18 protein-coding genes and 1 pseudogene are annotated in these 16,623 nt (G+C 63.7%); 10 read left to right on the top strand and 9 right to left on the bottom strand.

Translation table 11 applies throughout. From position 1 onward, the window contains the following. Nucleotides 1–4 precede the first annotated feature (4 nt). From AC1DKY_RS11005 to AC1DKY_RS10980, 6 genes and pseudogenes are all read left to right on the top strand, one after another. Nucleotides 5–505: a hypothetical protein gene (locus AC1DKY_RS11005; protein ID WP_441603306.1), complete on the top strand. Its 501-nt coding sequence runs from the start codon at nt 5–7 to the stop codon at nt 503–505. A gap of 16 nt (nt 506–521) precedes the next feature. Next, nucleotides 522–1,034: an MAPEG family protein gene (locus AC1DKY_RS11000; protein WP_441603307.1), complete on the top strand. Its 513-nt coding sequence runs from the start codon at nt 522–524 to the stop codon at nt 1,032–1,034. Nucleotides 1,035–1,214: 180 nt separating this feature from the next. Further along, nucleotides 1,215–1,966, top strand: a pseudogene (locus AC1DKY_RS10995) (DNA/RNA non-specific endonuclease). A 205-nt stretch (nt 1,967–2,171) separates the two neighbouring features. Further along, entirely contained in the window at nt 2,172–2,612 is a 441-nt protein-coding gene (locus AC1DKY_RS10990) for a helix-turn-helix transcriptional regulator (protein ID WP_441603308.1), read from the top strand. A gap of 34 nt (nt 2,613–2,646) precedes the next feature. Next, nucleotides 2,647–3,057 carry a VOC family protein gene (locus tag AC1DKY_RS10985; protein ID WP_441603309.1) on the top strand — a complete coding sequence of 137 codons (411 nt, stop codon included), beginning with the start codon at nt 2,647–2,649 and terminating at the stop codon, nt 3,055–3,057. A 35-nt stretch (nt 3,058–3,092) separates the two neighbouring features. Then, on the top strand, nt 3,093–3,587 hold the full coding sequence (locus tag AC1DKY_RS10980) for a DUF1801 domain-containing protein (RefSeq protein ID WP_441603310.1): 495 nt from the start codon (nt 3,093–3,095) through the stop codon (nt 3,585–3,587). A gap of 3 nt (nt 3,588–3,590) precedes the next feature. Here AC1DKY_RS10980 and AC1DKY_RS10975 read toward each other — a convergent pair whose 3' ends face one another. Further along, complete coding sequence (locus AC1DKY_RS10975) at nt 3,591–3,917, bottom strand: HigA family addiction module antitoxin (RefSeq protein ID WP_441603311.1); 327 nt, start codon at nt 3,915–3,917, stop codon at nt 3,591–3,593. A 969-nt stretch (nt 3,918–4,886) separates the two neighbouring features. On the opposite strand from AC1DKY_RS10975, the gene AC1DKY_RS10970 reads away from it, so the two are divergent. From AC1DKY_RS10970 to AC1DKY_RS10960, 3 genes are all read left to right on the top strand, one after another. Beyond that, entirely contained in the window at nt 4,887–5,279 is a 393-nt protein-coding gene (locus tag AC1DKY_RS10970) for a DUF2946 domain-containing protein (protein ID WP_477177847.1), read from the top strand. 166 nt (nt 5,280–5,445) lie between these two features. Continuing rightward, nucleotides 5,446–7,740, top strand: a complete 2,295-nt coding sequence (locus AC1DKY_RS10965) for a TonB-dependent receptor (RefSeq protein ID WP_441603313.1) — start codon at nt 5,446–5,448, stop codon at nt 7,738–7,740. Between the two features lie 152 nt (nt 7,741–7,892). Further along, on the top strand, nt 7,893–8,327 hold the full coding sequence (locus tag AC1DKY_RS10960; RefSeq protein WP_441603314.1) for a universal stress protein: 435 nt from the start codon (nt 7,893–7,895) through the stop codon (nt 8,325–8,327). Nucleotides 8,328–8,340: 13 nt separating this feature from the next. Here AC1DKY_RS10960 and AC1DKY_RS10955 read toward each other — a convergent pair whose 3' ends face one another. Then, nucleotides 8,341–8,568, bottom strand: coding sequence for a hypothetical protein (locus AC1DKY_RS10955; RefSeq protein WP_441603315.1), 228 nt, complete (start codon nt 8,566–8,568; stop codon nt 8,341–8,343). Nucleotides 8,569–8,689: 121 nt separating this feature from the next. Between AC1DKY_RS10955 and AC1DKY_RS10950 the strand changes: the two genes are divergently transcribed. After that, a complete protein-coding gene (locus tag AC1DKY_RS10950) occupies nt 8,690–8,917 on the top strand; it encodes a hypothetical protein (RefSeq protein ID WP_441603316.1) in 228 nt (75 codons plus the stop codon). A gap of 3 nt (nt 8,918–8,920) precedes the next feature. On the opposite strand, the gene AC1DKY_RS10945 is transcribed toward AC1DKY_RS10950, so the two are convergent. From AC1DKY_RS10945 to AC1DKY_RS10915, 7 genes are all read right to left on the bottom strand, one after another. Next, nucleotides 8,921–9,922: an NAD(P)H-quinone oxidoreductase gene (locus AC1DKY_RS10945; protein WP_441603317.1), complete on the bottom strand. Its 1,002-nt coding sequence runs from the start codon at nt 9,920–9,922 to the stop codon at nt 8,921–8,923. 22 nt (nt 9,923–9,944) lie between these two features. Continuing rightward, nucleotides 9,945–10,934, bottom strand: coding sequence for an MBL fold metallo-hydrolase (locus AC1DKY_RS10940; protein ID WP_441603318.1), 990 nt, complete (start codon nt 10,932–10,934; stop codon nt 9,945–9,947). 108 nt (nt 10,935–11,042) lie between these two features. Further along, on the bottom strand, nt 11,043–12,296 hold the full coding sequence (locus AC1DKY_RS10935; RefSeq protein WP_441603319.1) for a histidine-type phosphatase: 1,254 nt from the start codon (nt 12,294–12,296) through the stop codon (nt 11,043–11,045). Further along, on the bottom strand, nt 12,296–14,794 hold the full coding sequence (locus AC1DKY_RS10930) for a TonB-dependent receptor (protein WP_441603320.1): 2,499 nt from the start codon (nt 14,792–14,794) through the stop codon (nt 12,296–12,298). The genes AC1DKY_RS10935 and AC1DKY_RS10930 overlap by 1 nt, the downstream gene beginning before the upstream one ends. 107 nt (nt 14,795–14,901) lie before the next feature. Then, nucleotides 14,902–15,237 carry a hypothetical protein gene (locus tag AC1DKY_RS10925; RefSeq protein WP_477179926.1) on the bottom strand — a complete coding sequence of 112 codons (336 nt, stop codon included), beginning with the start codon at nt 15,235–15,237 and terminating at the stop codon, nt 14,902–14,904. A 76-nt stretch (nt 15,238–15,313) separates the two neighbouring features. After that, on the bottom strand, nt 15,314–15,952 hold the full coding sequence (locus AC1DKY_RS10920) for a FecR family protein (RefSeq protein WP_477179925.1): 639 nt from the start codon (nt 15,950–15,952) through the stop codon (nt 15,314–15,316). Continuing rightward, on the bottom strand, nt 15,945–16,469 hold the full coding sequence (locus tag AC1DKY_RS10915) for an RNA polymerase sigma factor (RefSeq protein ID WP_477179924.1): 525 nt from the start codon (nt 16,467–16,469) through the stop codon (nt 15,945–15,947). Before AC1DKY_RS10915 ends, AC1DKY_RS10920 begins: the two co-directional genes overlap by 8 nt. Between the last annotated feature and the right edge of the window lie 154 nt (nt 16,470–16,623).

The raw sequence follows: 16,623 nt of genomic DNA, 5'->3' as shown, positions 1-16,623 counted from the left end.
CGTTGTGAAGACACCGGACGAATTCATTCGGGTGGTCGCCGAGCGAAAGGCTAATGGCGACTGGAAGTCAGGGCGCAGGAAGCCGGCAGTAATCATCGTTACAGTGATACTCGCATTGATTCTGCTTGCCGCAGGAGGAAGCGGCGTCATACGGCTTACTCTGGCGTTTGAAAGGGTGACGCAAAGCCAAGACTCCCTCCTTGGATGGTTGGCCGTTTTCGTGCGCGCCCTGATCATCGCAGCTCTGGCTTCGGCAACACTTTACGCGTGCTTCAAGCGACCACGCTGGGGCCGTGCTGTTTCGATCGTCTTCGGCATGGTTTTCTGCGCGTTCGCGGGATACGTACTGGTCGTTCCCGATCCGCATCCAGTATTCCAGATCGCCCCAGGCGCGGAACAGGTCGGCGCTTACATTGGCCAGGCAATGATGGCTTTGGGCATCATCGCTTATGCGCGGGCAATCTTTTTTGGTGCAAAAGCCAAAGCCTACTTCTCGGGTATCTGACAACGAAGTGCCTAAGATGAGAACCGCAATGGGATACCGCAGTTTTGTTCACGTCCAGGTCGCTTGTGCATTAGTTGTCATTCTCGCCGCCAGTACGCTTGGACTGAGAACGATAGGTGTCACAAGCACGCCTCCGCTGACGCTTGCGCTGAAACTAAGCTGGGTCTACGCGCTTCCGCTGGCGGCGTCGATCATGGCGGTGATGTTCGAGCGGGCAGGATCACCTGATGCCATCTTGGGCTATCGCTCTGAAGCTACCGGCCCGTCATTGCGTCAAGCGATACTTCAGAACACCCTGGAGCAGGCGTCTCTGGGCTTCATGGCGTTGCTGGCATTTGGATGTAGTTGCCCGCCACAGCGCGCGGGTCTGCTGATGGTTGCTGCGTCTTTGTTTATTGGCGGGCGCCTGCTTTTTGTGGCTGGTTACGCGATTTCTCCGATGTACCGCTTCTTTGGATTCTCGCTCAACTTTTATGCGAGTTGCGCTTTGTTGGGCGGCGCAATCTGGTTTCAGTGTGTGGCGCAATGAGCGCCCGACTTTCGCGCGAAGAGCGGGTTCAGTTCCGGGATCAGTCAACGGAGCAGATGCTCCGCTTAACATGACCCAATTCACAAGAATCATCTAAAACCATCTGCATTTGCAGAAGGGTCACGCACCTGACATAAGCCATGACTAGGTTCCCCGGGTCACACATCTACGGGGAACAACATGTCGCGCTTTGGCTCTTGGCTGTTTGCAGTCTGTTTCTTCGTGTCCGGTGCTTCGCTTGCCGGTACGGCTTGTCCGAATTTCTTTGTCGCGGGCAAGGCGCCTGCGTTGGACGCGTCGCTGTTGAGTCGTACGACGGAGGTTTGTCACACGGAGTACGTGTTGTTTGCGTCGGGTGTCACGAAGGGTCCGCTGTATTCTGCTGAGCATTTGACGGCGGCCCAGATCGCCGGGGCGAACTCGATCAGTCGTGATGGTTCCTGGCATCAGGAAACGGGCATCCCGGCGGCGGATCGCTCGCAGTCGTCCGACTATACGAACAGCGGTTACGACCGTGGGCACATGAGCCCGGCCGGCGATCCGTCGACGATCCCGTCGGAGGACGGACGTTCTCGATGGCCAACGTCGTGCCGCAGCTGCACGTGCTGAATGCGGGCGAGTGGGAGAAGATCGAGGACTCCGTGCGCAATCTCGCGACCCAGCTGGGTGAGGTGTACGTGGTCACCGGTCCGGCGTTCGCTACGGATTCGATCCCGACGATCGGCAAGGACGCGGTTGCGGTGCCGGCCTATACGTGGAAGGCGGTGTACGAGCCGGGTGTGGGCGCGGCCGCGTTTCTGTGCACCAACATCACCAATTACACCTGCGCCGTGGTTTCGCTGGACGACGTGAAGACCATGTCCGGCGTCGATCCGTTTCCCTCGCTGTCCGCGTCGATGAAGTCCAATCCGATTCACTTGACGCTGCCCTGATTCGTCAGGCCAGGCAGTTGGACAGACCTGCGCGGGGCTGAGCCAGTGTGCTCGCCCCGCGTTTTTCTTTTGGCGCCGAAGTTAGCTTCAGTCTGAGAACTCGGCGCCTGCGCGGCGTTCCCGTCGCAGCGCGAGCTCGTCGTCCATGTGGTGCGGAAAGCTGGCTCGGCTTGAGCCTCCCATCTCCCCGTGCCACGATTCCGGAGTGACCACCACTCCCCCCAGCCTCCACGACCTGACCCGCCTGCGCCGCGTCCGCGACCGCATCGATCGCGAGTATGCGGAGCCGCTGGATGTCGAGGCTTTGGCGCGGGGCGTGCAGATGTCGGCAGGTCATTTGAGCCGGCAGTTTCGGGCGGCCTATGGCGAGTCGCCTTATGCGTATCTGATGACGCGGCGCATCGAGCGCGCGATGGCGTTGTTGCGGCGTGGGGATCTCAGCGTCACTGACGTTTGTTTCACGGTGGGTTGCGCGTCCTTGGGTACGTTCACCACGAGGTTCACGGAATTGGTGGGCATGTCGCCGGGTGTCTATAAGCGGCAGGAATCTCAGGCCACGGCAGGTATGCCGTCGTGCGTGGCCAAACAGGTGACGCGGCCGATCAGGAATCGAGAAGCGCCGGCCGCGGAGCCCGATCTAGACTGAGGCCATGGATTTCACCACCACTGAGAGGAACGCCATGGATATCTCCATACACTCGAGCTTTCTGCCGCAGAACGACCCGGACGCCGCCCTGGCTTTCTATCGCGACACGCTGGGCTTCGAGGTGCGCAACGACGTGGGTTACGGCGGCAAGCGCTGGATCACGGTGGGGCCGGCGGGGCAGCCGGGCATCAACGTGGTGCTGTATCCGCCGGAGGCCAGCCCCGGCATTACGGACGACGAACGCCGCACCATTGCCGAGATGATGGCCAAGGGCACGTTCGGCATCATTCTGTTGGCCACCAAGGATCTGGCTGGCACGTTTGAGAAACTGCAGGCGAGCGACGCGGACATCGTGCAGGAGCCGACCGATCAGCCGTATGGCGTGCGCGACTGTGCGGTGCGTGATCCCGCCGGCAACATGATCCGTATCCAGCAACTGCGCTGAAACGCAGCCCATCCAACCATGAGCGGGAGGACGCCATGAATCCATCGGAACGCATCGACGCGCTGATCGAAGGCATCACGGATTGGCGTGGCAAGACGCTGGCCGACGTGCGCAAGGCCTTTCTCGATGCCGACAAGGAGATCGTGGAGGAATGGAAGTGGATGGGCAGCCCCACCTGGTATCGCGACGGCATCATCGCGGTGGCCAATGCGCACAAGGAGAAGGTGAAGATCACCTTCTCGCATGGCGCGAAGCTTGACGACCCCGACCAGCTGTTCAACAACGGCCTGGGCGGCAGCACCTGGCGTGCGATTGATCTGCTCGAGGGCGACAAGGTCAACAAGACCGCCCTGAAGAAACTGGTGAAGGCGGCCATTGCCTATAACCAGTCCAAGGCGAGAAAGCCGGCATCGGCATCGCGCAAGGCGGCTGCAAAAGTGGCCACCAAGGCTGGCAAGACAGCCCGCAAGACGGTTGCCAGGACAGCGGCCAAGAAGACCGTGAAGAAAGCCGCCAAAACCAAGGCGTAAGGACTATTCGTTGCCTGCCCTTGGCCTCGCGCGTCGCGAGGTCAGCTGCTGCTGGGTTTTTTCCAGGTCGAAGCGCCACTGCAAGGCCATCCAGTAGAACGCGGTGGGTTCGAGTGCGCAGGCTAGTCGTAGGGCGATTTCCGGCGTGATGCGCCGGGTGCCAAGGGTGATGCCCTTGAGATGGCTGGCCCGCACGCCGGTGCGTCGACCGAGTTGGGCGGCGCTGAGATCGCGCGGGAGCATGTAGTCGTGCAGCAGTACATCGCCGGGGCGGCGTAGCGGGGTGTCGGGATCCACATCCAGGCGCGGGTCCAGTTGGGTGAGGCACATAAGAGTTTTCCTGTCGGACACGGCGGCAGTGTGGCTAGGCGACTACAGCCATCCGTGTCGGTGAATATCGGGGGCTACTGTCAGCCAGCATCCGTGGTGACCGGCTGGCCTTTGCGTTCGGTACGCCGCGGGGAAGTTCGGCGGACGGATGACGCGTTCATTTCACTGTGCGATCGAGCAACCCTGCGTATTGGCACAAATAGTGGATCGCCGCACCGATGCCATCGTCGTAGACCGGGGTAAAACGGCCATCAGCTGGGCTCCATAGGCCATCCCCAGGTACTGCCTGTGCACGCAGGTTCCGTTATCGGCAAGGAGGTCGGCGAGGGTATCGGCAACCTGCGCGATGCCGTCTTGCTGGGTGTGTGAGCACTGCATGGGCCCCCTCGCGTACGCGACGTGGGGGCATGAGGGAGGGGCCGTAGGAGGAGGCCATCCATGGCAAAGAACGAGCGGATGAGTGCCGTATGATCCGGCGCAGCCATGATCAACTTCCTGTCTTAGTTGTTGATGGTGAGCGGGTCGTCATGGGTGCCAGCCCATGCGACCCGCGTTACTCGCGGCAGGTTTGCCGTGGCCGCTCGCGCCTACCGATCAGGCACCACGCGTAGCGGCGTATGGCAACGTAACAAAGTGGGTTACGGCAGGCTGTCGGGCTTCATCGCGGACACGTGTTTGATATAGGTGACACATGGCGAAGTTCGCTGCCGAGGCGCGCGCCGGGGGAAGTGACGCGGCGCAGGACTGCGACGGCAGGCCACGAGGTCGGGGGAGTCTGGCGGCGTGTAGGGTGCGCGCGGTGGGGAATAAACGCTCTCTGGCACCGGTATGAATCGAAAGCGCAGCGCCACGTGACGCCACGCCGCAGCATGTTTCGCGTGCCACGGGCGTCGCGAAATGCGATCATCTCTGGAGCCTACTCAAGGGTTGGGAAGCAGTTTGATTCGGCGCAGGACATCACGGCGGTTTGTGGCATGGTTGGCGGTCGCCGCCATGTGGCTGCTGGTGGCTGCTCCCACGGTCTCCCGTGTGCTTCCGGCCTTGGTGTCGACGGACATGGCTGCCCACGCCGGCATGGACCATGCGTCGATGCCCGGCATGGACGATATGCCCGGCATGGTTCATCTGCCTGGCATGCCTGGCATGCCGGACATGCCGGGCGATCCGGCCCAGCACCTGGACCATTGCGGCTACTGCACGATGCTGGCGCATACGCCGCTGCTCTCGGGTGCGGTGGTTGCTCTCCTGCTCGCCGCACCGCTGCCGGCGGTCGCGCCTGTCGCGCGTTCCAGCATCACCTGGCACGCGCAGCCCGTGCTCAGCGCACATCCGCGGGGACCACCGTCCATCCAGCTGGGATGACGGCTTGATGGTGGGCGCCTGTCTGGCGCGCCCACCGCTATCGACGGCAAACACAGGGGATGGTGCGTAGGCGCGCGGGATCGCGTGCACGTGCCTGCGTCCCTGTGCTTGCCCGTGCCCCAGCCATGCGTCGCCTCGCGACGCTGGCCACAACGGATGTCTTGTCATGCGCTTTTCTTTCCTGCGCGGAGCGGCCCTTGGATTGCCGCTCACGTTGCTTGCTTCATCCATCGCCTGGGCGCAGAGCGGCCCCAGCGATCAGCCGGACGCGCCGATTCCGGAATCGGACGTCACCAGCCTTGGGCCGGTGAAAGTGACTGCCGCCGCACAGCAGCTGGCCGCGCCCGGTTTCCCTGCCACGCTGGCATCCGTGCAGGCGGAGCGCGTGGAGGCCACCATCAATGCGGTGGATGTGGAGGACGCCGCGAAATACCTGCCAAGCATCTTCATCCGCAAGCGCAACTACGGCGACACCCAGCCGGTGCTCGCCACGCGCAACTGGGGCGTCAATTCCAGTGCGCGCACGCTGGTCTATATCGACGATATTCCGATCTCGGCGCTGATCGCCAACAACAACACGATCGGTGCGCCGCGCTGGGGCATGACCTCGCCGGAGGCGATCGACCACATCGACATGATGTATGGGCCGTACTCGGCGGCGTATGCGGGCAATTCGATGGGCGGGGTGATGCATATCGTCACGCGCATGCCGGAGAAAACCGAAGTCACCATCAAGCAGACCGAGGCGGTGCAGTCGTTCGACCTGTATGGCACGCACGACAACTTCAGCACCAGCCAGACCAGCCTCACGGCGGGCGGGCATAGCGGCAAGCTCGGCTGGTTCTTTGGCGCGAGCGCGACGAACAGCTTCAGCCAGCCGCTGTCCATCATCACCGGCGGTACGACGCCGGCGGGCACCAGCGGCACGGTTCCCGCGCTGAACAAGATGGGGCAGGTGGCCAATGTCTACGGCGCCGGCGGCCTGCTGCATACGCGCATGCTCGACCTCAACGGCGAGCTGACCTATGACCTTACCCCGCAGTGGAAGCTGAGTTACCTGGTGGGCTATTGGAGCAATCATGGCCAGTCGAACACGGACACTTATTTGACGGATGGTGCGGGCGATCCGACCTACGGCAAGTTCGCGGGATTTGCCAGCAACCTCTACCAGCTCAGTGCGCATCACCTGATGCAAGGTCTGTCGCTGAAGTCCGATACCAAGGGCGACTACGATGCTTCGTTCGTGGCCACGCATTACGCCTTCCTCAAGGACAACCAGTGGCAACCGGCAGGCGTCACCAACGGCACGGGAGTCACCACCAACGGACGCCTGGCGAGCTACGGCGGCACGCAGTGGTCCACGGCAGATGCCACCGGCATCTGGCGTCCGCAGGGATATGGCGGTGCGCACGAGGTGTCGATCGGCGCGCATGCCGATCAGTACGAGCTGAATAATCCCACCACCAATCTGAGCAACTGGCAGGACCCGGACAGTCTGACCACGCTGTATTCGACGGGCCGCGGCAAGACGCAGACGCAGGCGCTGTGGCTGCAGGATCAATGGAGTTTTGCGCCGGACTGGATGCTCACGCTGGGCGGTCGCTATGAGTGGTGGAAGGCCAGCGACGGCTACAACTTCAGCGGCAAGACGGCGGTGCAGCAGCCGGTGGAGAAGGCCGACGGCTTCTCGCCCAAGGCTACGCTGCAATGGAACGTGGCCGATAGCTGGCGTCTCACAGGTTCGCTGGCCAAGGCGATCCGCTTTCCCACGGTGGGCGAGCTGTACCAGCTGGTGTCCACGGGCTCCACCTTCAGCGTGCCCAACCCCGATCTGAAGCCGGAAACCGCGCGCAGCGGCGAGCTGGCCGTGGAACACTCGATCGAGCAGGGTCTGCTGCGCGTGTCGCTGTTCCAGGAGAACACCAGGAACGCACTGGTGTCCCAAACTTCCACGTTGCCGAACGTCGCAGTGCCGGTGAGCTACGTGATGAACGTCGGCGAGCTGCGCAATCGCGGCATCGAGCTGGTGGCGCAGAAGGACAATGTACTCGTGCGCGGGCTGGAGCTCTCCGGCAGCGTGACCTTTGTCGATTCCACGGTGCTGTCCAACGATAGTTTTGTCAGCGCCACGGGCACCACGTCGGAAGGCAAGCATGCGCCCTACGTGCCGCGCTGGCGTGCCACGGCGGTGGCGACGTACCGGCCCGATGCGCAGTGGGCGTTTACGCTGGCCGGGCGTTACAGCGGCAAGCAGTACTCCACGCTGGACAACACCGACAACACGCCGCATGTGTTTGGCGCGTTCGACAAGTTCACGGTGTTTGATGTGCGCGCGCACTATCAGATCAACGAGCATCTGGCGGCGTCGTTTGGCATCGATAATTTCACCAACGAGAAGTACTACCTGTATCACCCGTTTCCGCAGAGGACGTTTGTGGCGGATGTGAAGATGAGTCTTTGAGGGGAGGGTGCGGCGGGTTGAAGTCGCGCACAGGGTGCGCTCCCACAGGGTAGGGCTAGGGGCCTGGCGGTCGGACGACTCGCCGGGCTCCTGCACATCTCGCCAACGCAACAGGATTAAACTGGCACCCGGAATCCAAGGGAGGCCAGGTGATGTTCAAGAACATTCTTCTGCCGGTGGACGGTTCCGAGCGTGCGTTGAAGGCGGTGGAAACGGGTATCGAGCTGGCGGCCAAGCTGGAGGCGAAGGTATTCGCCGTGCATGTGATGCCGCCGCTGTCCACGGTGTCCTTCATGTCCGAGCTGCTGCAGCACAGCGGCTGTTACAGCGAAGTGGCCAAGACGCGTGCGCAGACCTATCTCGATGAAGTGGCCAAGCGCGCCAGCGCAATGAACGTGCCCTGCGAAACGGAGTACATGTTCGACCTGCGTCCGGACGTGGCGATCGTGGCTGCCGCGGCCAAGCATCATTGCGACCTGATCGTGATGAGGTCGCGCGGGTCCGAGGGCCTGGAGCGCGTGCTGCTGGGCAGCGTGCCGCACAAAGTGATGCTTTGCTGTAACACTCCGGTGCTGATCTGCCAGTGAGCGACGCGGCCGGCTAGATCTGGTCGGCGGGCGGCACCAGGTGATGCTTGACCTGGATGGCATCGAGCCGGTCGCAGACCCAGGCGCGGTCGCCGGGCTGGGCGTGATCCTGGATGGCCTGGGCCAGGCTGGTGAAGCTGTTCCAGAAGTCGCCAGGCGCAGGGCTGGTCTGCACCAGACGCGGGACGGATTCGTCCAACGCGTCCAGCATTTGCTCGAGTTGCGCGTGCGTGTGGGTCATGCGGCGAGCCTACGCCCACGGCCCGTCAAGGCCGCGCAAAGGACTTAGCCAAAGTCTCACGGCGCATTAACGGGCTCAGAGGCAACGTTTGTATCCCACCCCCATGACGATGCGGTGCTTTATGGAATGGGATCGCGACAACGACTTGCTATCGCGCGCCTGCGACGAGCTGATCGAGCAGAACGCGTTGCTCCAGCAGGAGATCGAGCTGCTACGCGCCCAGCTGCGCCGGCATCCGACCGGCGAGCTGCAGATTCGCGAGGCGCGTCGCCAGATGGACGAATGGCAGGAAGCGACCCATGGACACACGCCGCTTCCGCTGGGTCAGCAAGAGATAGCAGGGTACTGAGGCCTACATCACCAGCACGATCTTGCCGATGTGCCGGCTGCTTTCCATTTCGCGGTGCGCATCGGCCGCACGCGCGAGCGGATAGCTGGCGTGAATCATCGGCAGACAGCGGCCTTGCGCCAGCAGCGGCCACACATGCTCTTTCAGCGAGGCGGCGATGGCCGCCTTTTCTTGTGCCGTGCGAGGGCGCATGGCCGAGCCGGTGACCACGGCGCGCTTGGTCATGATGCTGTGCAGGTTCACCTGTTCGGCGGTGCCGCCGCCGAGAAAGCCGATCAGCAACAAGCGTCCGTCGCGTGCGAGCGTAGCCAGGTTGTCGGCGAAATAGGCGGCGCCCATGATGTCCAGAATCACATCGGCGCCACGCCCCTCGGTGCGCGCGAGCACCACTTCGACGAACGATTCCTGCCGGTAGTTGATCGGCTCGCCGCCGAGGTCGCGGATGGCTTCGCATTTCTCGATGCCGCCGGCGGTGGCGAACGTGCGCAGCCCAAATTCGCGACACAGCATCAGTGCAGTGGTGCCGATGCCGCTGCTGCCGCCATGGATCAAGGCCACTTCGCCACGCCGTGCGTGACCCATCAGAAAGAGGTTGGCCCACACCGTGAAAAACGTTTCGGGAATCGCCGCGGCCTGCAGCATCGATACGCCATGAGGGATCGGCAACACCTGTCCTTCGGGCGCGACGCAGTACTCGGCATAGCCGCCGCCATTGGTCAATGCGCAGACCTCATCGCCTACCGCATGGGTAGTGACGCCCTCACCGATGGCTGCCACGATGCCAGCCACTTCCAGTCCGGGCAGGGGGTTGGCGCCGGGCGGAATCGGATAATTGCCCTGGCGTTGCAACACGTCGGGGCGATTCACGCCCGCGGCCCTCACATGGATCAACACTTCGCCAGCCTGAGGCACAGGCACCGGCACTTGTTGCGGCTTCAGTACGTCCGCAGGGCCGGGCGCAGTGATCTGGATGGCCGTCATGACGGCCGGGAGCGATGGACGCATGGAGCGCTCCTGGCAAAGGTGTTCAGGGGTGGCCGGCGCGGGCGTGACGTCGACGTTTGAACCACCAGCGTAAGGACAGCGCGATGACGATTAAGAGAAGAATGCCGGCCACGCTGATCACCTGCAGCATGCGCGCCTGGCTATACATCACGAACCGGCCCGACTGACCGTAGAAACCGTTGAATGAGGCCAGTACCTGCGGCAGGCCGGCAAGGTCTTGCTTGCTCAGCGGCAAGGGCGCTTCGTCCGGATGCCAGTTCGATCCCATCGGTTCGACCTGGCCGCGCGTGTCCAGTTCGACATGGCCGCCGAGCACATGGCTTACCGGTCGGTCGCGCAGATAGTCGTTGATGCGCGCGGCGCTGGCGCGATCTGCCGCCGGGTCATCGATGATCAGTCGTCCGGGCAGGAAGAAGTCGCCGGTGAACGCCAAGCCCGTGGTCGCGTCGTAGTAGGACACGTGCGAGGGGTAGTGACCTGGCGTGGGGATGGCGTCGACCACGCGCCCGCCAAGATCGATGTGCGCCACATCGTCGGGCCACTGGCGGAAACCAAGGCCGGCGGTCACCTGCGGCAGATCCGTGCCGACGATTGTCACCTGGGGTGCGGAGGCAAATTGCGTATCGCCCGAGCGGTGATCCAAATGTCCATGCGTATGAACAATCAGCAGCGGCAGCCGCTGGCCGTTCACTACGGGAAGCAATCCAAACACGGTCGATGCCAGCGGCATCTGTTTGGCGTCGGCGACATCGCCGGTGTCGATCAGCAGGGCGCGGGTCGAGCCGATCAGCAGGTAGATGAACGGACCTTCGTAGGTCTGGCACAGACTCTCCCGCAGGATGTAGGTGCGCTCGTCGTACCGGTGGACCTGCAGCGGGCGGGGCGGGTGGGCCTGGCAGTCGGCCGCGCCGGCGTCCCAATGAACGGTCAGGTTGCCTGGCGCCGGTTGAGAGGTCGCGGGCGCGCCCCATAGGGCCGCCACGCAGCAAAGCACGATCAATGCGATTCTCATCCTTGCCTCGACAGACCGGGCGCGACCGGTGCGGCGCGCATACGGACGATCCGATGCCGGCGAGGGCACGAAGGTTTAGGCCGCTGCCGTCGGGCAGCGGCCTTCCGTTCAGGGTTGGTTGACCGGCATGGCAGGTATCGCCGGATCGATCGATGCCGGGTCCAGTCGACCGTTCAGCCATGCGCTGACGGTGGCCAGCGGGCAGCTGTCCAGCCCGTGGCAGGGGGTCAGGGGCAAGGCGTGGCGGACCAGGGTGTTCTCGCTGCGGAAGTCCGCCTGGCGCAGTGCCGCCAGCGTGGGCATCCAGCTGGAGACGCGCAGCGCGTAGCCATCCTTCTGCTTCAGCAGGTCAAACACCAGGGCGCCGCCGGGCGGGTAATCGTCGGGCTGGCGTTCGTCGTGCCAGTCGACACCGAGTACGCCGGCCAGATTGGCGAGGTTGGTGTCGTGTCCGACCAGCAGGATGGTCCGCGTTTTGACCGGTGCAAGTGGTGCCACGGCGGTGCTGACGCCTGCCGCCTGTTGCAAGGTGGCGAGGACATGGGCCAGCAGGTTGGAACCGGCCTTCGCTGCGGCGGGCATGCTTTTCTTGGCCAACGCAAACTGCAGGTTATGCAGCGTGATGATGTGGCCAATCGTGGCGGCATCGCCCTTGCCCCACGCCACCTGTGCCGGCGCGAAGCCCTGGGCGTATTCAAGCATCAGGTTTTCGCTGAGGCTGCCCGCGGTCTTGAGCGACTTGGCGCGGGCCGCGTCGTCGTCATGCGCGGGATCGAGCAAGAGTTTGCGGCCTTGCTTACCCGCGTCCTGCAGACAGGCATCGCCGCGGCAGCCCAACAACACGGACTGCAGTTCAACCAGTGCGGACGCAGGCCACTGCGACGGTGCAACCGGCGCGTCATCGTCCTTCGTGCCGGACTTGTCGACGAAGTGGAACAGCGCGTTGTTCTGCTCCGGCGCCAGCGCGAGATAGCCCGCGTGGCATACGGGCTGCAGCCCCTGCACCAGCGCGGCGCCACTGGCGCGGTTGCGCGGCGTGCTGTCGGCGATCACCAGCCACGGATCATCGCAGCTGCCGTGGCCCAGTCCATCGGCCGTCAGCATGCGCGCCATGCGCTGGCCGAGCGCGCGGATGCCTTGCGCGCCGTGCTCGGTGAGCACGCCGGGAGCCACCGGCCACGCCCTCCACGGGCGACTGGCATAGGGCGCCAGTTCATCCGGCGAGCTGGTGGGCGAACGCACACCGTGGCGCAGCACGATGATGCGGGCGGCCACTTCCTCGCTTTGCGCGAGCGCCGGCAAACTTGCCAGCGCCGCGCCCAGCAGGCAGGCACGCAACAGCAGCTTACGCGTCGCGCCCATCACAGCTTCACCGACAGGTCGAGGAATACACCGCGGCCGGGCAGGCCGAAGAACAGCGGATTGCCACTGACCGCCTGCGTACCCGCATAGCCGGTGATCTTGTGCACGTTGAACAGATTATTGATGTCCACGCTCACCGAATAACCCTTGGCGCCCCACGGGCCGGAGGCGGCGCGATAGCCGATGGCGGCGTCGGTGGTGAAATAGCCGCCGATGCGCTGGTCGTTCTTGAACATCGTATTGCCGTTGCTGTCGGTCACGTTGTCGACACCGTACTGCTCGCCGGCGAATTTGCCCATCAGCGAGCCGAAGTAACCGAGTGGGCTGCTGTAGAGCAGGCCGAGTGCGGCGGTGACCTTGGGCGTGGCGGCTACCTGCACGTCGGAATTCTTATAGGTCGCCTTGTTGTAGCTGGCATTGCTGTACAGGCTCAGCGTCTGCGTGAGCGCGTAAGTCGCTTCGGCTTCCGCACCTTTGTAGATGGCGCCGCCGGCATTGATGTAGGTGCTCTCGTTGCCGTTCGAGGTGGCGACCTCGGTGGTGGCGAGGAAGTTGGAGAAGTCGATGTAGTAGACGTCGGCGCCGAAGGTGAATTCACGCGTGGCGTAGGCAGTGCCGAGCTGATAGTTGGTGGTCTGCTCGGGCTTGAGGCTGCGCGAGCCGTTCACTTCGATCACATCGATGGGCGGCGCGAGAAAGCCTTTCGCCACCTGCGCATACGCGCTCCATTCGTCGCTGATCTTCTCGTGCGCGCTCAGCGAGGGCAGGGTGGAGTGATAGGTGGCCTGGGCATACGACGGCACCGGCGGGGACACCTTGTTCAGCGGCGCATCGAGCTGACGCGTCACTTCCGAATAGCGCACGCCGGGGCTCAATGTGAAGCGATCAGTGATGTTCCAGTCGTATTGCAGATAGGGCTGTACGGTATCGGTGCGGTCGTCCAGCAGATAGTTGTAGGTCGGACCGTACTTGGTGCCGGTCAGCTGGCCGGTCGTTTCGTCGATCGGATACTGGTAGCGCGCGTCCAGGCTGCGCTCCAGCCACACGCCCGTCTGCAGAGAGCCGGGGCCAAGGTCGCGAGCGAGGCGCAGCACATCGCCGAACGCATGAAAGCCTGAGTCGGACAGCTTGCCAGGCACGTCGGCGTTGACCTTTTTCAGCTTCTTGCCGTTGGCGTCGTAAAACGTCACGCCATTGTCGGCGGGATTATTGTCGCTGGCGTCGCTGGTCTTGCGCGCCCAGTGATCGAAGGTATTGAGGTAGACCTTGTTGTCCACGTCCCAGTCGCCCAGTCGGCTGGTGACGCCCAGATAGGTGAAGCTCGAGTAATAGGCCGCGTTGTTATAGCCCTGGTAGGACTGCAGGGTCGGATCGTTGGTCAGGCCATAGCGCCAGCCGAACTCGTCGATCTCCTGCTTGGTCGCGCCCTGCACGGTGTTCTGGTGCTCGCGGTTGTAGCTCGTGACAAACGTCAGCAGCGTGTTCGCGCCGAGTTCGGTGATGGTCTTGAGGAAGATGTGCTCGCGCTTGTCGTCGGTACCCTTGAGGTAGGTGTCGCTCGATTCCTTCGACACATCGGCGAACAGCCTGGTGTGGTCGCCCAGTTGTTCATCCGCGCTCACGCCGCCGGCGCGCGTATTCCAGCTGCCGATCGTGAGATACGGCGTGATGCCCGATACATCGCTGGGATCGCGCGAACGCAGGCCCACGGTGCCGCCGAAGGTGGCGTTGCCGATGGTGGAGCCACCACCCGGGCCGCGATCGATTTCCGCCTGGCCGAGCACGTGGTTATTGAAATAGGCCGACGTGGTGTGATGCAGGTCGCTGGCGTCGCCGAACGGAATGCCATCGAAGGTGATGTTGAACTGGCCATCCTGGAAACCGCGGATGCTGATGCCTTCGTTCTTGCCCAGGCCCGGGCCTTCCGGCGACGTCACGGTGACGCTGGGCGCGTACTTGATGATGTCGTCGAAGTTGGCATTGAAGCGCAGACCGTCGCGGATGAAGCGCTCATCGATCACCGAGGTCGGCTGGGTGGCATCGAGCGGCGCGGCGCTGGGTGCGAGCGTATCCACGGCGTTGGCGCGGACGCTGATCGGCGCCAGGTCGCGCGTGCCGTCGTTGGTGTTGATCGGCGGCAGGCCGCGCGACGCCTCAGCGTCCGCGGCCAGAGCCTTTCCCGCATTGGGGTCCCGCACGATGGTCACCGAGGTCGGCGTCACGTAGCGATAGCTCAGGCCCGTGCCCTTGAGCAGTTGCGTCAGTTGCTGTTTCGCGTCAACGCCGGCGGCAGCACCGCTGCTGCGCAGGCTGTCGGCAACGGCGGGGTCGTACACCACTTGCAGGCCGGTGCTGCGCGAGAACTGGTCGAGCGCCTGGTTGAGCGGCATCGGCGCAATGGCCGGTGCTGCCGATGAGGTTGGCGCCTGGGCGAAGGCATGGGCGGGCAAGGTGCTGCCAAGCAGCAGCGCGATCTGGAGAGCAAGCAGTTTCCGCATGGTGCGTCTGACCTTCGATGGAGTGACATGTGAGCGGGAGGAGGTCACTCCTCGCCGCGGCATGACTCACTACGAGTGTCGAGCGGAGCCATTGGGTACCGCTTTCTTCATGAATTTTTTCTTACAGCACGCACGTGCGACAAGCTGGCGACCGATCGCACAACGCGCACATCGTCCACGCTGCGGATCACTTGCACGTTGGGCAAGGTCTGCAGATACGCCACGAAGGCATCCATGTCGCGCGCGTGGAATCGCCCTGAAATCAGCGTGGCGCCGATGCGCGCATCCTCGATCACGAGCGGGCGGCTGTTATAGGCGTTGAAGCGACGGGCCACCTCGGCGACGCTGGCGCTTTCGAAATGGATGTCCGCAGGCAGCCAGCGCGTGCTGCGCGCGAGATCGGCGTGGTGATCGACCACGTCGAGCGATCCATCCATGTGCATGGTCGCTTCCTGGCCGGCGGTGAGTTCCGCCAGGGGCGACCGGGCAACTGCAAAACCTTCCGGCGCCCACGACTTTTCATCGCGCTGCCATGTCCTGCAGCTCGTTCGCGCCCAGGCGCACACGCAACGGGCGGGCTGGATCGTGCGCCACGTCGAACAAGGCGCCGCCGCGCAGCACGTTGATGCGGCGCGAGCCGGCATCCATGCTCACGATCACCACGCTGTCGCGATCGAGCTGCATGTCGGTGCCATCGGCCAGCGTGGCGCTGCGCACCGCGTCATTGGACGAGGCGTAGCTATCCCAGGCTTGCGGCGCGGACTGCAGCCAGGCCGCGCCGCCGGTGGCCACCAACATGACCAGGGCTGCTGCTTGAGCGAGCCACGCGGTCCAGCGCGGACGCGGCCGTACGTTGGGCAACGCTTTGGATGGACGCGGCACGGGCAGAGACACCACCGAGGTGTCATCCGCGGCCAGCTCGCACAGTTCCGCCTGGTTCAAGGGATCGAGCGCGCTGGCGGCGCCAAGATCGCCGTGCAGATGCGCCATCGCAAGATATTCGGTGACGTGCAGCGGCGACTCGCGCAGCCACGCCATGAAGGCCTGCTGCTGCGCTTCGTCGAAACCTTCCTGCTGATCCAGGTACCAGCTGGCGGCTTCTTCGGTCGCGCGGCGCTGGCGCTCGGCGGCTTCGCGGTGGCGGGCGAATTCAGTCATAGCGCGCCATCCCGACGCGGCATACGGCCAGCGCCTTGACGATGTACTTCTTCACCATGTGGGTGGAAATGTTCAGTCGTTCACCAATGTCGCGATAGCCCAGCTCATCGCGGTAATGCATCACCAGGGCGGCGCGACACTTGGGCGTGAGTCGCATGATCACCGCGGCCAGGCGCTGGCGACGCAGATCGCGATCGACGTCGGCGGCGGCGTTGCACGGCGTGAACAGTCGCTCGAGTACGTCGTTCACTTCATCGCCGGTTTTGGGGCTGCGCTGCTTGCGCGCGGCGTGTTCCTTGACCAGGTTCGCCGCGACGGTGAACAGATAGGCCTCGGGCTTCTCGATCAGTTCGGCGCCGCTGCGGTCGGTGCGCAGCAGGCGCAGGTAAAGCTCCTGCACCAGATCCTGCGCATCCCATGCGTGCGCGGTGCGCTTGAGGAAATAACGGTTGAGCGTGTCGTGTTGTTCTTCGAACAACTGCGCCAGCCCGGTGGTGGAATCGGCGGTMACGTGCACTCGCAGCGCCGTCGACGCGGTCGTCGGCTGATGAGCCAGGATGTCTGCCCGAAGCTAGCGGGACATTGTGACGAATCCGTGAAACCGATGAATGCATGGCAACCGAGCGCGTCAAAGCGTGGCGCGTGACGCTCTGCCGGCACTTACCGCCCAT

It is taken from the genome of Dyella sp. 01N448 (assembly GCF_056399225.1).
Note: the sequence above shows the minus strand (reverse complement) of the source record. Positions and strands in the feature narration are given on the sequence as shown.

What these genes read in the sequence shown, in the direction of transcription:
- AC1DKY_RS11000 (WP_441603307.1), top strand. Translation starts at nt 522, where the DNA reads ATGAGAACCGCAATGGGATACCGCAGTTTTGTTCACGTCCAGGTCGCT.
- AC1DKY_RS10985 (WP_441603309.1), top strand. Translation starts at nt 2,647, where the DNA reads ATGGATATCTCCATACACTCGAGCTTTCTGCCGCAGAACGACCCGGAC.
- AC1DKY_RS10980 (WP_441603310.1), top strand. Translation starts at nt 3,093, where the DNA reads ATGAATCCATCGGAACGCATCGACGCGCTGATCGAAGGCATCACGGAT.
- AC1DKY_RS10975 (WP_441603311.1), bottom strand. Translation starts at nt 3,917, where the DNA reads ATGTGCCTCACCCAACTGGACCCGCGCCTGGATGTGGATCCCGACACC.
- AC1DKY_RS10965 (WP_441603313.1), top strand. Translation starts at nt 5,446, where the DNA reads ATGCGCTTTTCTTTCCTGCGCGGAGCGGCCCTTGGATTGCCGCTCACG.
- AC1DKY_RS10960 (WP_441603314.1), top strand. Translation starts at nt 7,893, where the DNA reads ATGTTCAAGAACATTCTTCTGCCGGTGGACGGTTCCGAGCGTGCGTTG.
- AC1DKY_RS10955 (WP_441603315.1), bottom strand. Translation starts at nt 8,568, where the DNA reads ATGACCCACACGCACGCGCAACTCGAGCAAATGCTGGACGCGTTGGAC.
- AC1DKY_RS10950 (WP_441603316.1), top strand. Translation starts at nt 8,690, where the DNA reads ATGGAATGGGATCGCGACAACGACTTGCTATCGCGCGCCTGCGACGAG.
- AC1DKY_RS10945 (WP_441603317.1), bottom strand. Translation starts at nt 9,922, where the DNA reads ATGCGTCCATCGCTCCCGGCCGTCATGACGGCCATCCAGATCACTGCG.
- AC1DKY_RS10940 (WP_441603318.1), bottom strand. Translation starts at nt 10,934, where the DNA reads ATGAGAATCGCATTGATCGTGCTTTGCTGCGTGGCGGCCCTATGGGGC.
- AC1DKY_RS10935 (WP_441603319.1), bottom strand. Translation starts at nt 12,296, where the DNA reads ATGGGCGCGACGCGTAAGCTGCTGTTGCGTGCCTGCCTGCTGGGCGCG.
- AC1DKY_RS10930 (WP_441603320.1), bottom strand. Translation starts at nt 14,794, where the DNA reads ATGCGGAAACTGCTTGCTCTCCAGATCGCGCTGCTGCTTGGCAGCACC.
- AC1DKY_RS10925 (WP_477179926.1), bottom strand. Translation starts at nt 15,237, where the DNA reads ATGCACATGGATGGATCGCTCGACGTGGTCGATCACCACGCCGATCTC.
- AC1DKY_RS10920 (WP_477179925.1), bottom strand. Translation starts at nt 15,952, where the DNA reads ATGACTGAATTCGCCCGCCACCGCGAAGCCGCCGAGCGCCAGCGCCGC.